Origin of the sequence: Streptomyces lydicus, assembly GCF_001729485.1 — a bacterium.
Classification (GTDB): domain Bacteria; phylum Actinomycetota; class Actinomycetes; order Streptomycetales; family Streptomycetaceae; genus Streptomyces; species Streptomyces lydicus_D.
In genome coordinates this window covers 7,385,891-7,400,930 of record NZ_CP017157.1, presented here as the reverse complement: position 1 = coordinate 7,400,930, position 15,040 = coordinate 7,385,891, and the positions used below count along the sequence as shown (strand labels likewise).

9 protein-coding genes and 1 pseudogene are annotated in these 15,040 nt (G+C 75.6%); 7 read left to right on the top strand and 3 right to left on the bottom strand.

The genetic code is table 11. The annotated features are described in order from the left end of the window. Positions 1–33: 33 nt before the first annotated feature. Together serC and SL103_RS32020 are read right to left on the bottom strand one after the other, a co-directional pair. Positions 34–1,152, bottom strand: coding sequence for a phosphoserine transaminase (gene serC / locus SL103_RS32025; protein WP_069572452.1), 1,119 nt, complete (start codon positions 1,150–1,152; stop codon positions 34–36). Positions 1,153–1,242: 90 nt separating this feature from the next. Further along, a complete protein-coding gene (locus SL103_RS32020; protein WP_069572451.1) occupies positions 1,243–2,238 on the bottom strand; it encodes a helix-turn-helix transcriptional regulator in 996 nt (331 codons plus the stop codon). 54 nt (positions 2,239–2,292) lie between these two features. On the opposite strand from SL103_RS32020, the gene SL103_RS32015 reads away from it, so the two are divergent. Continuing rightward, a complete protein-coding gene (locus SL103_RS32015; RefSeq protein WP_069572450.1) occupies positions 2,293–3,744 on the top strand; it encodes an FAD-binding oxidoreductase in 1,452 nt (483 codons plus the stop codon). Between the two features lie 27 nt (positions 3,745–3,771). Beyond that, a complete protein-coding gene (locus SL103_RS32010; protein WP_069572449.1) occupies positions 3,772–6,696 on the top strand; it encodes an FAD-binding and (Fe-S)-binding domain-containing protein in 2,925 nt (974 codons plus the stop codon). A 17-nt stretch (positions 6,697–6,713) separates the two neighbouring features. On the opposite strand, the gene SL103_RS32005 is transcribed toward SL103_RS32010, so the two are convergent. Then, complete coding sequence (locus tag SL103_RS32005; RefSeq protein WP_069572448.1) at positions 6,714–7,583, bottom strand: LysR family transcriptional regulator; 870 nt, start codon at positions 7,581–7,583, stop codon at positions 6,714–6,716. A gap of 207 nt (positions 7,584–7,790) precedes the next feature. Here SL103_RS32005 and SL103_RS32000 point away from each other — a divergent pair, with 207 nt between their 5' ends. The 5 genes and pseudogenes from SL103_RS32000 (at position 7,791) to SL103_RS31980 (ending at position 14,988) form a co-directional block, all read left to right on the top strand. Beyond that, positions 7,791–8,675, top strand: coding sequence for an EamA family transporter (locus SL103_RS32000; protein WP_432215412.1), 885 nt, complete (start codon positions 7,791–7,793; stop codon positions 8,673–8,675). 330 nt (positions 8,676–9,005) lie between these two features. Further along, positions 9,006–9,809 (top strand): TIGR03084 family metal-binding protein, encoded by an 804-nt coding sequence (locus SL103_RS31995; protein WP_069572447.1) that lies wholly within the window; start codon positions 9,006–9,008, stop codon positions 9,807–9,809. Further along, positions 9,806–11,533 carry an acyclic terpene utilization AtuA family protein gene (locus SL103_RS31990; protein WP_069572446.1) on the top strand — a complete coding sequence of 576 codons (1,728 nt, stop codon included), beginning with the start codon at positions 9,806–9,808 and terminating at the stop codon, positions 11,531–11,533. Before SL103_RS31995 ends, SL103_RS31990 begins: the two co-directional genes overlap by 4 nt. Continuing rightward, entirely contained in the window at positions 11,530–13,128 is a 1,599-nt protein-coding gene (locus SL103_RS31985) for an acyl-CoA carboxylase subunit beta (protein WP_069572445.1), read from the top strand. Before SL103_RS31990 ends, SL103_RS31985 begins: the two co-directional genes overlap by 4 nt. A 7-nt stretch (positions 13,129–13,135) precedes the next feature. Next, positions 13,136–14,988, top strand: a pseudogene (locus SL103_RS31980) (acetyl/propionyl/methylcrotonyl-CoA carboxylase subunit alpha). Positions 14,989–15,040 lie beyond the last annotated feature (52 nt).

The window sequence follows — 15,040 nt, the reverse complement described above, 5'->3', positions numbered from 1 at the left end:
CGGGGCCCGTGGCGCGTCACGCCGGGTGTGCCGTTACAGCTGGCCGATGACGTAGTCGACGCAGGAGGTCAGCGCCTCGACGTCGGACGGCTCGATCGCCGGGAACATCGCGATCCGCAGCTGGTTGCGGCCGAGCTTGCGGTAGGGCTCGGTGTCGACGATGCCGTTGGCGCGCAGCGCCTTGGCGACGGCCGCCGCGTCGATGTCGTCGTTGAAGTCGATCGTGCCGATGACCTGCGAGCGCTTGGCCGGGTCGGTGACGAACGGGGTGGCGTACTTGGATTCCTCGGCCCAGCCGTAGAGGGTGCGCGCGGAGGTGGCGGTGCGGCGCACCGCCCAGTCCAGGCCGCCCTGGCCGTTGATCCACTCCAGCTGCTCGTTGAGCAGGAAGAGGGTGGCCAGCGACGGGGTGTTGTACGTCTGGTTCTTCAGGGAGTTGTCGATCGCGGTGGGCAGCGAGAAGAACTCCGGGATGTGCCGGCCGGACGCGTGGACGGTGCGGGCGCGTTCCAGGGCGGCGGGGGAGAAGGCCGCCAGCCACAGCCCGCCGTCGGAGGCGAAGGACTTCTGCGGGGCGAAGTAGTAGACGTCGGTCTCGGCGATGTCGACGGGCAGGCCGCCGGCGCCGGAGGTGGCGTCGACCAGGACGAGGGAGCCGGCGTCGGCGCCGGCGACCCGCTCGATCGGCGCGGCGACACCGGTCGAGGTCTCGTTGTGGGTGAAGGCGTAGACGTCCACGCCCTCCTCGGCCGCCGGGTCCGGGTGGCTGCCCGGGTCGGCGGAGATGACGGTGGGCTCGTCCAGCCACGGCGCCAGCTTGGCGGCCTTGGCGAACTTCGAGGAGAACTCGCCGAAGGAGAGGTGCTGGGACTTGCGCTCGATCAGGCCGTGCGTCGCGATGTCCCAGAAGGCGGTGGAGCCGCCGTTGCCGAGGACGACCTCGTAGCCCTCGGGGAGCTGGAAGAGGTCGCGTACCCCGTCGCGCACCTTGCCGACCAGGTTCTTGACCGGGGCCTGGCGGTGGGAGGTGCCGAGCAGGGAGTCACCGGTGGCGGCCAGGGCGCCGAGCGCCTCCGTACGCACCTTGGAGGGGCCCGCGCCGAAGCGTCCGTCGGCGGGCTTGATGTCAGCGGGAATCTGGATATCAGCCACGGACGAAGCGTAATCCGTCGTGGTGCGGGGCTCGGCGCCGCGTCCAGCGGGTGAGATGGCGGGGACCGTACGGCGGACGGGCCGGGGCCGTCACGCGGGCCGGGGGTCCGTGGCGTAGACGGCGGTGACGGCGGCCGCGGCGTCGGCCATCACCCGGCGGGCCTCGGGCGGGCCGAGGACTTCCAGGGAGTCGCCGAACTGGAGGAGCTGGCGGACGGCCCGGGCGACGGGGAACGTCAGGTCGAGGACGGCCCAGTCGCCGTCGCCGGTGGCGTCGCCGTCCGGGTCACCCGTACGGGGCGGTCCGGTCAGCGCGCCGCCCAGGATCCGGACGGCCATGTCCAGCCGCTCCCGGCGGATGCGGGCGGTGACCCGTATCCCGTCCGGCCGGTCCTCCACCTGCTGCCGCAGCTGCTGCCAGACGTCGGCGAGTTCCACGCCGGGGCGTCGCCGCACCGGCGCGTCGGTGAGCGTCGCGGACGCCACCCGGTCGGCCCGGAACAGTTGCGGCCGGGCGCGCCGGTCCGCGACGAGGTACCAGGTGCCGGCCTTGGCCACCAGCCCGTAGGGGTCGACGGTGTACGTCCGCAGCCGGGTCTCGCCGCCGTGCCGGTAGCGGATCCGCAGTCGCAGGTCGGTGAAGACGGCGGTGTGCAGGTCGTCCAGGTCGACGGCGGGGCGGGGGCCGCTGCGCCATCGGTCCGGGTCGACCAGGATGCGGCGGCCGGTCAGTTCGGCGGCCGGGCGGTGCGGTGCGGGCAGCGCGGCCATCACCTTGCGCAGCGCCGAGCCGAGGGCGTCGTCCAGGCCGAGCGCGGTGTGCGCGCCCTGCGCGGCCAGTACGAACAGGGCGCGTGCCTCGTCGGTGGTCAGCCCGGTGACGTCGGTGCGGAAGCCGGGCAGCAGTGCGATCCCGCCGTGCCGGCCGCGCTCGGCGTAGACCGGGACACCGGCCGCGGACAGCGACTCGACGTCGCGGTAGACGGTGCGCGGGGTGACGTCCAGCCGTTCGGCGAGTTCCCGGGCGGGTACCCGGCCGCGGGTCTGGAGCAGCAGCAGGATCGAGAGCAGGCGGTCCGACTTCACAGTCGTTTTTATATATGACGGCGTGTGTCAAGTTATCGCGGCAGGGTGCGGGACATGCAGAGCATCGACCGCACGCAGACCCGCCCCGCTGCCGCCCTCGGCCCCGCCGCCCCGGCGGCCCTCGCCCGGGAGGTGCGGGGCCTTGTCCTCCTCCCCGGCGACGCCGGCTACGACGCCGAGTGCGCCGGTTTCCAGCTGGCGGGTCCGCACCGGCCGGCCGTCGTCGTCGGCGCGCGGTGCGCCGGCGACGTGGCCGCCGCGGTGCGCTTCGCCCGCGGCCACGGCCTGCCGGTGGCGGTGCAGGCCACCGGGCACGGGCGGTCCGCGGCCACCGACGGCGGGCTGCTGATCAGCACCGGGCGGATGGCGGGGGTGTGGGTGGACCCGGCGGCCCGCACCGCGCGGGTCGAGGCGGGCGTGGTCTGGGGCCGGGTCGTCGAGGCGGCCGCCCCGCACGGCCTCGCGCCGCTCAACGGCTCGTCCCCGGGCGTCGGCGTCGTCTCGTACACCCTGGGGGGCGGGGTGGGCGGGCTGGCCCGTACCTACGGCTTCGCCGCCGACCACGTGCGGTCGGTGGACCTGGTCACCGCCGACGGCCGGCCGCGGCGGGTCACCGCGGAGCGCGACCCCGGGCTGTTCGGGGCGCTGCTGGGCGGTGGCCACGGCCTGGGGGTGGTGACCGCGATGGAGTTCGCCCTGATGCCGGTGGCGCGGCTCTACGGCGGGCAGCTGGTGTTCGGCGGCGAGCGGGTCGACGAGGTGCTGGCGGCGTACCTGCGCTGGACCCGGGACGTTCCCGACGCGCTGACGTCCTCGGTCGCGCTGATCGCCTACCCGGACCTGCCGCAGCTGCCGGAGCAGCTGCGCGGCCGGTACCTGGTGCACGTCCGGATCGCGTACACGGGCAGCGCCGAGGAGGGCGAGCGGCTGGTGGCGCCGCTGCGCGCGGTGGGCCCGCGGGTGAGCGACGACCTGCGGGAGATGCCGTACGCCGCGTCCCACACCATCCACCGGGACCCGAGCGAGCCGCACGCCTACGACGGTGACAACGCGCTGCTCGGCGGGGTGGACGCGGCGGCGCTGCGGCGGGTGGCCGCGCTGACCGGGCCGGCCGCGCCGGTGATGTGCGTGGTGCAGCTCAACCACCTCGGGGGCGCGCTCGCGGCGCGGGACACGGCGGCCACGGCCGTCGGCCACCGCGACGCCCGGTACGCGCTGCGCCTGCTGTCGCCGCTGCCGGGTGACGCGCCCGAGGCGGGGCGGGCGGCCGTTCGGGCGCTGCACGCCGAGGCGCTGGCGGCCGTCGCCCCCTGGCGGCTCGGCCGGAGCGTGAACTTCCTCTTCGGCGGCCACGGGCAGCGGCCGGACGCGGCGGAGGTGGCGCGCAGCGTGCACGGCGCCGACGAGCAGCGGCGGCTGGCGGACCTCCGGGCCGCGCACGACCCGGAGAACCTCTTCCGGTTCCACCCGGCCGCGGCGGCCGGCCGCGCGTCGGCCGGGGCATGACCCCGCCCCAGTGGGAAGGCTGGGGGCATGGCTGAGCGCACGGAGACGGAGAAGCGGGACCTGACGAAGGACTTGGCGGCCGCGGTGCGGGGGGAGGTCTCGTCCGCCGCGGCCGACCGGGCGCTGATGACGATGGACGCGTCCAACTACCGGCGGGTGCCCCGGGCGGTGGTCGCGCCCCGGGACGCCGACGATGTCGCGGCGGCGCTGCGGGTGTGCCGGGAGCACGGCGTGCCGGTGGTGCCGCGCGGCGCCGGGACCAGCATCGCCGGGCAGGCGACCGGCGTCGGCGTGGTGCTGGACTTCACCCGCCACATGCGGCGGATCGTGTCGCTGGACCCCGACGCCCGCACCGCCGTCGTCCAGCCGGGCGTCATCCTGGACGACCTGCGGGCGGCGGCCGGCGCCCACGGGCTGACCTTCGGCCCTGATCCCTCCACGCACAGCCGCTGCACCCTCGGCGGCATGATCGGCAACAATTCCTGCGGCTCGCACTCGGTGGCGTGGGGCACCACCGCCGACAGTGTCCGCGCGCTGGAGCTGCTGACGTACGGTGGCGAGCGGGTGCGGGCCGGCCGCGGTACGGGGCCCACCGGTGCCCCGACCGGACTGCCGCCGCGGCTGCGGGACGGCGTCAAGGCGCTGGTCGACGCGGAGCTGGCGCTGCTGCGCACCGGCTACCCCGACCTTCCCCGGCGGATCTCCGGCTACGCCCTGGACGCGCTGCTGCCCGAGCAGGGCAGCGACCTGGCCCGCGCGCTCACCGGCAGCGAGGGCACCCTGGGCGTGCTGACCGAGGCGACCGTGCGGCTCGTCGAGACGCCGGCCGCGCGGGTGCTCGCCGTCCTCGGCTACCCCGACGAGAGCGCCGCCGCCGAGGCCGCGCACACCCTGCTGCCGCAGCGGCCGATGACCGTCGAGGGGATGGCCGCCGACCTGGTGGGCTCCGCGGCGGGGCTGCCCGCGGGCGGCGCCTGGCTGTTCGTGGAGATGGGCGGGGCGTCGCCCGCGGAGGCGGCCGCCCGCGCCGAGGCGCTCTGCCGGGCGGCGGCCGCGGACGGCACCACCGGTCACGCGGTGGTCACCGACCCGGCCGGCCAGCGGGCGCTGTGGCGGATCCGTGAGGACGCCTCCGGCACCGCGACGCGGATGCCGGACGGGTCGGAGGCGTGGCCCGGCTGGGAGGACTGCGCGGTGCCGCCGGCCCGGCTGGGCCCGTACCTGCGGGACTTCCGTGCGCTGCTCGCCCAGCACGGCCTGCGCGGCACCCCCTACGGCCACTTCGGTGACGGCTGCATCCACGTCCGTATCGACTTCGACCTGCTGACCCCGCCCGGCGTCCGCCGCTTCCGCGACTTCTCCCACGACCTGGCCGATCTGGTGGTGTCGCACGGCGGTTCGCTCTCCGGTGAGCACGGCGACGGGCAGGCCCGCGCCGAGCTGCTCCCGAAGATGTACGGGCCGGAACTCGTCGGCCTCTTCGGCCGGTTCAAGGACCTCTGGGACCCGGCCGCCGGCCTCAACCCGGGCATGCTCGTACGGCCCGACCGGCTCGACGACAACCTCCGCTTCGCGCCGCTGCCCGGGCGCCCGGTCCCCGTCGCGTTCGGCTATCCGCACGACAACGGCGACTTCTCCGCCGCGGTGCGCCGCTGCGTCGGCGTGGCCAAGTGCCGCAACGAGCGGACCGCCGCGGGCTCCGCGGACGTCATGTGCCCGTCCTTCCGCGCCACCGGGGAGGAGCGGCACTCCACCCGGGGCCGGGCCCGCCTGCTGCACGAGATGCTGGCCGGCGAGGTGATCACCGACGGCTGGCGGTCGCCGGAGGTGCACGACGCGCTCGACCTGTGCCTGTCCTGCAAGGGCTGCCGCAGCGACTGCCCGGTCGGCGTCGACATGGCCACCTACAAGGCGGAGTTCCTCCACCACCACTACGCGGGGCGGCTGCGCCCCGCCGCCCACTACTCCATGGGCCGGCTGCCCCAGTGGCTGCACGCCGCGGCCCCGGCGGCCCCCGTCGTCAACGCCCTGGCCCGTACGCCGCTGGCCGGGGTCGCCAAGCGCCTCGCCGGCGTCGCCCCCGAGCGTCCCCTGCCCGCGCTGGCACCCGAGACCTTCACCCGCTGGTGGTGGCGCCGCCGCCGGCGGGCCGCGCCGCCGCCGGCCACCGGCCGCACCGTCCTGCTGTGGCCCGACACCTTCACCAACCACCTCTCCCCGGAGGTCGGGCGCGCCGCCGTCCGCGTCCTGGAAGCGGCCGGGCTGCGCCCGCTCCTCCCGCCGACCGCCCCCCTGCGGCAGGCCGGCGGCGCCCTGCCGCAGCCCGCCCTGCCCCGGCTGCACCAGCCTCCGCTGTGCTGCGGCCTGACCTATGTCTCCACCGGCCAGCTGGACCGGGCCCGCGCGGTGATGCGCCGCACCCTCGACGTCCTCACCCCGCTGCTCGCCGCCGGCCGCCCCCTCGTCGTCCTCGAACCGAGCTGCGCCGCCGCGCTGCGCACGGACCTCCCCGAGCTCCTCGCCGACGACCCCCGGGCGCCCCGGCTGGCCGCCTCCGTACGGACCTTCGCGCAGACCCTGGAGGACTTCGCGCCCGACTGGCAGCCGCCGCGCCTGGACCGTCCGGTCGCCGGGCAGACCCACTGCCACCAGCACGCCGTGCTCGGTGACGCCGCCGACCGCCGGCTGCGGGAGCGCGCCGGCCTCACCGGTGGGCTGTCCGGCGGCTGCTGCGGCCTGGCCGGCAACTTCGGCTTCGAACGCGGCCACTACGACATCTCCGTGGCCTGCGCCGAGGACCAGCTGCTGCCCGCCGTACGGGGGGCAGCCCCGGAGGCCGAGATCCTCGCGGACGGTTTCTCCTGCCGCACCCAGCTCGACCACCTCGGTGACCGGCCGGGCCGCCATCTGGCGGAGGTGCTGGCCCGGGCGCTGGGGGAGGCGGACGCCTGACGTCCGGTGCGCGCGGCTCAGGCCCGGCCGGGGCCCGGGCCCATGACCTCGTGGGCCAGGGCGATCAGGTCGGGGATGCGGGGGTGGCCGGGCGCGTCGCGCCAGGCGAGGACGACGGGGACCGGTGGGGCGTCGGTGAGCGGGACGTAGGCCATCGACGGGTGGGGGTGCATCTCGGCGGTGGCGGAGGTGGTGACGCCCACGGCGCGGCCGCCGGTGATGGCGGCCAGCCAGTCGTCGGTGTTGCCGATGGTGAGGGTGGCGGAGGGGCGGGCGTGCGGGGGCCACAGGTCGAGGGTGGTGGTGCCGGAGACGATGTTGAGGGCGATGGTGCGGTCGGCGAGCTCGGTGAGGGAGAGCGCGGCACGGTGGGCCAGCGGGTCGTCGGCGGGCAGGCCGGCGACCCGGGGCTCGCAGGTCAGCTGCTCGGTGCGCAGGCCCGGCGTGCGGACCTCGCCGCGCAGCAGGGCCGCGTCCACGTCGCCGCGGGCGAGGCCCGCCGTGCGGTCGTCGATGCGGAGGAGTTCGAGCGGCGTGTCGGGGTGCTCCTCGTGCCAGCGGCGGAGCAGGGCGGTGGTGTCGGTGCCGGCGGCCGACCAGGCGTGGCCCAGGCGCAGCGGCCAGCCGGTGTGCCGGGCCTGGCGGAGGGCGCGGTCGAACGCGGTGACCGCGATGGCCGCCTGGTCGTGGAAGGACTCGCCGTCGGGGGTGAGCGCGAGGTGGTGGGTGGAGCGGTCGACGAGGCGGACGCCCAGTTGCTGTTCGAGCTGGCGGAGCGTACGGGAGACGGCCGGCTGGGTCAGGTGCAGGCGCTCCGCGGCGCGGGTCACGCTCAGGGTGTCGGCGATGGCGAGAAAGCAGCGGAAATGACGCAGCTCGATGCTCATGCCGGCGGAGCATAACAACAGGGGAAACGGCATTTCACGGACCGGAAGGGCGGGCCTTAGCGTGGTGGGGTGAACGCTTCGCCCGACGGTCCCGAGGGCCGCATCCCCGCCACTTCCGCCGCTCCTGCCCCGTCGGCCACCGCCGCGACGTCGTCCGGCCCGGCCGCGGGCGGTGTGCCGCAGCCGGTGCCGCCCTCGCCGGAGGTGCTGTCGGCGGAGGCCGCGGCGGGGCCCGCCGGGCCGGCCGGGGCGCGTGGCCGGATCACGTCGGTGGCGCTGGTGATCGGTGGCATCGTCTCGCTGCAGTTCGGCTCGTCGGTCGCGGTGCTGCTCTTCCCGCGGGCCGGCGCGCTGGGCGTCGTCACGCTGCGGCTGGTCGTCGCGTCCCTGGTGCTGCTGATCGTCTGCCGTCCCAGGGTGCGCGGCTACACGCGCGGCGACTGGGCCACGGTGCTCGCCTTCGGCGTCGCCCTGGCCGGCATGAACTCGCTCTTCTACCAGGCCATCGACCGCATCCCGCTGGGCGCCGCGGTCACCCTGGAGTTCCTGGGGCCGCTGATCCTGTCGGTGGCCACCTCGCGCCGACGGCTGAGTCTGCTGTGGGCGGTGCTCGCGCTGGGCGGCGTGGTGCTGCTGGGCCGCGAGGGATTCGACGGGCTCAACCTGGCCGGCGCGGCGTTCGCGCTGGCGGCCGGCGGGCTGTGGGCCGCGTACATCCTGCTCTCCGCGCGCACCGGGCAGCGTTTCCCGCAGGCGGACGGGCTGGCGCTGGCCATGACCGTGGCCGCGCTGCTGAGCCTGCCGCTCGGCATCGCCGGCGCGGGCTCCGCGCTGATCGACCCGGTCACGGTGGGCCTGGGCGCGGCGGTCGCGATGATGTCCTCGGTGCTGCCCTACACCCTGGAACTGCTCGCCCTGCGCAAGCTCCCGGCGTCCGGCTTCGCCGTCATGATGAGCCTGGAGCCGGCCGCCGCGGCCACCGCGGGTTTCCTGGTCCTGCACCAGGCGCTGGGGTGGGCCGAGGTGCTGGCGATCGGCCTGGTCGTGGTCGCGAGCGTGGGGGCGGTCCGCAGCGCGGGGACGCACGGCTGAGGCGACGTCCCTGACGGGGGACCCGGAGAAGGATCCGGAGAGGGGCCCGAAGAGGGACCCGGCGAGGGACCCGTAGGGGTACGCGGCCGGGGTCGGTGCGGTGATCGCCGCCCGGCCCCGGCCGCCGTCGTGGTCCGTCCGTCCTCCGTCGTCGGCCGTCCGGGGTGGGTTCCGCCCGGGGAAAACCGGCCCGCGGATCCGGCCGAAAAATCATGCATGCGTGCTTGATTGTTTCTCGGCGCGCTGCCACCCTCGGACCCGTACCGCACCACCACGCCTGTCAACCCGCCCCGGGCGTATGCCAGATGGGGCCGACGAGGGGAGTGCCGCGTGTCCGATCCCGGCGCCGTGCCGGCGGATCTCAGGGCGGAGAGCGAGGAGCTGGACGCGCTGGTCGCCGGGCTCCCGGCCGGGCGGTGGGCGCAGCCGACCCCCGCGGCCGGCTGGACCGTCGCCCACCAGATCGCCCACCTGGAGTGGACCGACCGGCAGGCGCTGCTCGCCGCCACCGTCCCGGACGCCTTCGCCCGGGCCGCGCAGCGGGCCCTCGCCACCCCGCTGACCTTCGTCGACGAGGCCGCCGAGGAGGGCGCGAAGCTGCCGCCCGCGGTGCTCCTCGCCCGCTGGCGCGAGGGCCGGGAGGCACTGCTGCGGGCGCTCGCCGACCACCCGCCGGGCGCGAAGCTGCCCTGGTACGGCCCGCCGATGAGCGTCGCCTCGATGGCCACCGCGCGGCTGATGGAGACCTGGGCGCACGGGCAGGACGTCGCCGACGCGCTGGGCGTCGTCCGGCTGCCCACCGCCCGGCTGCGGCACATCGCCCGGATCGGCGTCCGCACCCGCGACTTCGCCTACGCGACGCATCAACTCACCCCGCCCGAGGAGGAGTTCCGCATCGAGCTGCGGGCCCCGGACGGCGGCCTGTGGGAGTACGGGCCGGCCGGCGCCGCACAGCGGGTCACCGGGAGCGCCCTGGAGTTCTGCCTGCTGGTGACCCAGCGGGCGCACCGCGACGACCTGCCGTCCGTGCGGGCCGAGGGGGCGGAGGCCGAGCGCTGGCTGGGCATCGCCCAGGCGTTCGCCGGGCCGCCCGGCGAGGGGCGCGCCCCCGGGACCCGGGGGGCCTGCGCGTGAGCGGCGGCGAGCCGCTGCGGATAGGCAACGCGTCCGGGTTCTACGGCGACCGCTTCGACGCGCTGCGCGAGATGCTCACCGGCGGCCCCCTGGACGTGCTGACCGGTGACTACCTCGCCGAACTGACCATGCTGATCCTCGGCCGGGACCGGCTGAAGGACCCCGGCCGCGGATACGCCACGACCTTCCTGCGGCAGCTGGAGGAGGGGCTCGGGCTGGCCGCCGAGCGCGGGGTGCGCCTCGTCACCAACGCGGGCGGCCTCAACCCGGCCGGACTCGCCGACGCCGTAAGGGAGTTGGCGGACCGGGTCGGGGTTCCCGTACGGGTGGCGCACGTGGCGGGGGACGACCTGCTGGCGCCGGGGGCCGAGTGGAGCCGGGAGCTCGGGGGAGGCCGGGGCGAGGGGGTGCTGACCGCCAACGCCTACCTGGGCGGCGGCGGGATCGCCGCGTGCCTGCGCGCCGGGGCCGAGGTGGTGGTCACCGGGCGGGTCACCGACGCCGCGCTGGTCAGCGGCGCCGCCCAGGCGCACTTCGGGTGGCGGCCGGACGACTTCGACCGGCTGGCCGGCGCGGTGGTCGCCGGGCACGTCCTGGAGTGCGGTGCGCAGGCCACCGGCGGCAACTACGCCTTCTTCGGCGCCCACGACGTGCGGCGGCCCGGCTTCCCGCTCGCCGAGATCGCCGCCGACGGCAGCTGTGTGATCACCAAACACCCGGGCACCGGCGGCGCGGTCACCACCGGTACGGTCACCGCCCAGCTGCTGTACGAGACGTCCGGCGCGCGCTACCCCGGGCCGGACGTGACGGCCCGGCTGGACACCGCGCGGCTCACCCAGGACGGCCCGGACCGGGTCCGGATCGACGGGGTGCGCGGCGAGGCGCCCCCACCCACCCTCAAGGCCGGGCTGACCCGCCTCGGCGGCTGGCGCAACGAGGTCACGTTCGTGCTGACCGGGCTGGACGTCGACGCGAAGGCGGAGCTGGTCCGCGCCCAGATGGACGCGGCCTTCGACGCCGCCGGCCGGCGCCCGGCCGAGGTGCGCTGGACGCTCGCCCGCACCGACCGGCCCGACGCGGACGTGCAGGAGGAGGCGAGCGCGCTGCTGCGGCTGGTGGTGCGGGACGCCGACCCGGACGCGGTGGGCCGGGTGGTCAGCGGCGCCGCGGTCGAGCTGGCACTGGCCAGCTACCCCGGCTTCCACGTCACCGCGCCGCCCACGAAGGGCTCCCCGTACGGGGTCTTCGAGGCGGTCGCGGTGGACCCGGCGGAGGTGGCGCACCACGCCGTACTGCCGGACGGCAGCCGGGTCTCCGTCGCACCGCCCCGCACGACCCGGGAGCCGGCACGGCTGCCGGATCCGCCGTTGCCCGCGCCGCTGCCGGACGGGCCCGCCCGCCGCGCCCCCCTCGGCCGCGTCGCCGGCGCCCGCAGCGGCGACAAGGGCGGCGACGCGAACATCGGGGTGTGGGTCGACGGTGAGCGCGCCTGGCGGTGGCTCGTCCACACCCTCACCGTCGAGCGGCTGCGGCGACTGCTGCCGGAGACGGCCGGCCTGCCCGTCACCCGCCACGTCCTCCCCAACCTCCGCGCCCTGAACTTCACCGTCGAGGGCCTCCTCGGCGAGGGCGTCGCCGCGCAGGCCCGCTTCGACCCGCAGGCCAAGGGCCTCGGCGAATGGCTGCGCTCCCGCCACCTCGACATCCCGGAGGCCCTGCTGTGACCGTCCTGGCCAGCGCCCTGGACACCCGGTCCGACGACTACGCCGCCCACCGCGCCGCCCTCCTCGACAAGCTCGCCGCGCTCGACGCCGAGCACGCGAAGGCCCTCGCCGGGGGAGGCGAGAAGTACGTCCAGCGGCACCGGGGGCGCGGCAAGTTGCTCGCCCGGGAGCGCATCGAGTTGCTCCTCGACCCCGACACGCCCTTCCTGGAGCTGTCCCCGCTCGCCGCCTGGGGCAGCGACTACACGGTGGGGGCCTCCCTCGTCACCGGGATCGGTGTCGTCGAGGGCGTGGAGTGCCTGATCACCGCCAACGACCCGACCGTGCGCGGCGGGGCCAGCAACCCGTGGTCCCTGAAGAAGGCACTGCGCGCCAACGAGATCGCCTTCGCCAACCGGCTGCCGTGCCTCTCCCTCGTCGAGTCGGGCGGCGCCGACCTGCCGTCGCAGAAGGAGATCTTCATCCCCGGCGGCGGCATCTTCCGGGACCTCACGCGGCTGTCGGCGGCCGGCATCCCGACCGTCGCCGTCGTCTTCGGCAACTCCACCGCCGGCGGCGCGTACGTCCCCGGCATGTCCGATCACGTGATCATGGTGAAGGAGAAGGCGAAGGTCTTCCTCGGTGGGCCGCCGCTGGTGAAGATGGCCACCGGTGAGGAGAGCGACGACGAGTCGCTGGGCGGCGCCGAGATGCACGCCCGCACCTCCGGCCTCGCCGACCACTTCGCCCTCGACGAGCAGGACGCGATCCGGCAGGCCCGGCGCGTCGTCGCCCGCCTCAACCACCGCAAGGCGTACGCGGATCCGGTGGCCGTGCAGCCGCCCGCGTACGACCCGGAGGAACTCCTCGGCATCGTGCCGGACGACCTCAAGGTCCCCTTCGACCCGCGCGAGGTCATCGCCCGGATCGTCGACGGCTCCGACTTCGACGAGTTCAAGCCGCTGTACGGGGCCAGCCTCGTCACCGGATGGGCGCGGCTGCACGGCTATCCCGTCGGGATCCTGGCGAACGCCCAGGGCGTGCTGTTCAGCGCGGAGTCCCAGAAGGCCGCCCAGTTCATCCAGTTGGCGAACCAGCGCGACATCCCCCTCCTCTTCCTGCACAACACCACCGGCTACATGGTCGGCAAGGAGTACGAACAGGGCGGCATCATCAAACACGGCTCGATGATGATCAATGCCGTCAGCAACAGCCGGGTGCCGCACCTCTCCGTCCTCATGGGCGCCTCGTACGGCGCCGGGCACTACGGCATGTGCGGGCGCGCCTACGACCCCCGCTTCCTGTTCGCCTGGCCCGGCGCCAAGTCCGCCGTCATGGGGCCGCAGCAGCTCGCGGGCGTGCTCTCGATCGTCGCCCGGCAGTCCGCCGCCGCGAAGGGGCAGCCGTACGACGACGACGCGGACGCCGCGCTGCGCGCCATGGTGGAGCAGCAGATCGAGTCCGAGTCGCTGCCGATGTTCCTGTCCGGGCGGCTCTACGACGACGGGGTGATCGACCCGCGCGACACCCGCACCGTCCTCGGCATCTGCCTGTCCGCGATCCACACCGCACCGTACGAGGGCGCCCGCGGCGGCTTCGGCGTCTTCCGGATGTGAGGCCCTGATGATCACCAGTGTTCTTGTGGCGAACCGCGGCGAGATAGCTTGCCGCGTCTTCCGCACCTGTCGCGACCTGGGCATCCGCACCGTCGCCGTGCACTCCGACCCGGACGCCGACGCCCTGCACGTACGGGAGGCCGACCTCGCCGTACGGCTCCCGGGCGCCACCCCCGCCGAGACGTACCTGCGCGCCGACCTCGTGGTGAAGGCCGCCCTGGACGCGGGCGCCGACGCCGTGCACCCCGGCTACGGGTTCCTGTCCGAGAACGCCGCGTTCGCCCGTGCCGTCACCGACGCGGGGCTCGCGTGGATCGGGCCGCCGCCCGAGGCGATCGAGGCGATGGCGTCCAAGACCCGCGCCAAGGAGCTGATGGGCATCGCGCCGCTCGGCGAGGTGACCGGGGCGGACCTGCCCGTGCTCGTGAAGGCGGCCGCGGGCGGCGGCGGGCGCGGCATGCGGGTCGTACGGGAACTCGCCGACCTGGAGGACGAGTTGGTGGCGGCCCGGGCCGAGGCGCGGTCCGCCTTCGGGGACGGCGAGGTGTTCGTCGAGCCGTATGTCGAGGGCGGGCGGCACGTCGAGGTGCAGGTGCTCGCCGACACCCACGGGACGGTGTGGCTGCTCGGGACGCGCGACTGCTCGCTGCAGCGCCGCCACCAGAAGGTGATCGAGGAGGCGCCCGCGCCCGGCCTCGACCCGGACGTCCTGGCGGCGGTGGCCGCATCGGCCGAGCGTGCCGTGCGCGCCACCGGCTACGTCGGCGCCGGGACGGTCGAGTTCCTCGTCGCCGGCGGCACCGCCCACTTCCTGGAGATGAACACCCGCCTCCAGGTCGAACACCCCGTCACCGAGGCCGTGTTCGGCATCGACCTCGTCGCACTGCAGGTGCGCGTCGCCGACGGTGAGCGGCTGGAGCCCGAGCCCCCGGCGCCGCGCGGCCACGCCGTCGAGGCCCGGCTGTACGCCGAGGACCCGGCCGCCGCCTTCGCCCCGCAGACCGGCACCCTGCACCGCCTCGCCGTGCCGCCGACGGTCCGGCTCGACACCGGCTGCACCGACGGTGACACCATCGGCGTGCACTACGACGCGATGCTCGCCAAGGTCGTCGCGTACGCGCCCACCCGGGCCGCCGCCGTCCGCACCCTCGCCGGGGCCCTGGAACGGGCCGAGGTGCACGGACCCGTCACCAACCGGGACCTGCTGGTCCGCTCCCTGCGCCACCCCGAGTTCACCGGCGCCCGGATGGACACCGGGTTCTACGAGCGGCACCTCGCCGACCTCACGGCCCCGGACGAGGACCCGTACGCGCCGCTCGCCGCCGCCCTCGCCCGGGCCGCCACCGGCCGCTCACGCTTCGGCGGCTTCCGCAACGTGCCCTCGGCCCCCAGGTCCGCCGCTACCGCACCGAACCCGTCGGCACCGAGCACGAGGTCCGCTACCGGCACACCCGCGACGGCCTCGCGGCGGACGACGCCGCGGTGCGCGTGGTGCACGCCTCGCCGACCCGCGTCGTCCTCGAAGTCGGCGGTGTGCAGCGGAAGTTCACGGTCGGCGCGTACGGCGACCAGGTGTACGTCAACGGCACCGCGCTCACCGCCCTGCCCCGCTTCACCGACCCGAGCGAGCAGCGCGCGCCCGGCTCCCTGCTCGCCCCCATGCCCGGCACCGTCGTCCGCATCGCCGACGGGATCGCCGAGGGCGCCCGGGTCGAGGCGGGACAGACCCTCCTCTGGCTGGAGGCGATGAAGATGGAACACAAGATCACCGCGCCGTCCGCCGGCACCCTGACCGCCCTGCCCGTCCGCACCGGCCGGCAGGTCGAGGTGGGCGCGCTGCTGGCCGTCGTCACCGACTGAAACGCCGGGCCCGACCGGGCCGCCCGCACCTCACTCACCGCACACAAGGAGC

Coding starts and splice junctions, on each gene's coding strand:
- SL103_RS32015 (WP_069572450.1), top strand. CDS start 2,293: ATGCAGAGCATCGACCGCACGCAGACCCGCCCCGCTGCCGCCCTCGGC.
- SL103_RS32010 (WP_069572449.1), top strand. CDS start 3,772: ATGGCTGAGCGCACGGAGACGGAGAAGCGGGACCTGACGAAGGACTTG.
- SL103_RS32005 (WP_069572448.1), bottom strand. CDS start 7,583: ATGAGCATCGAGCTGCGTCATTTCCGCTGCTTTCTCGCCATCGCCGAC.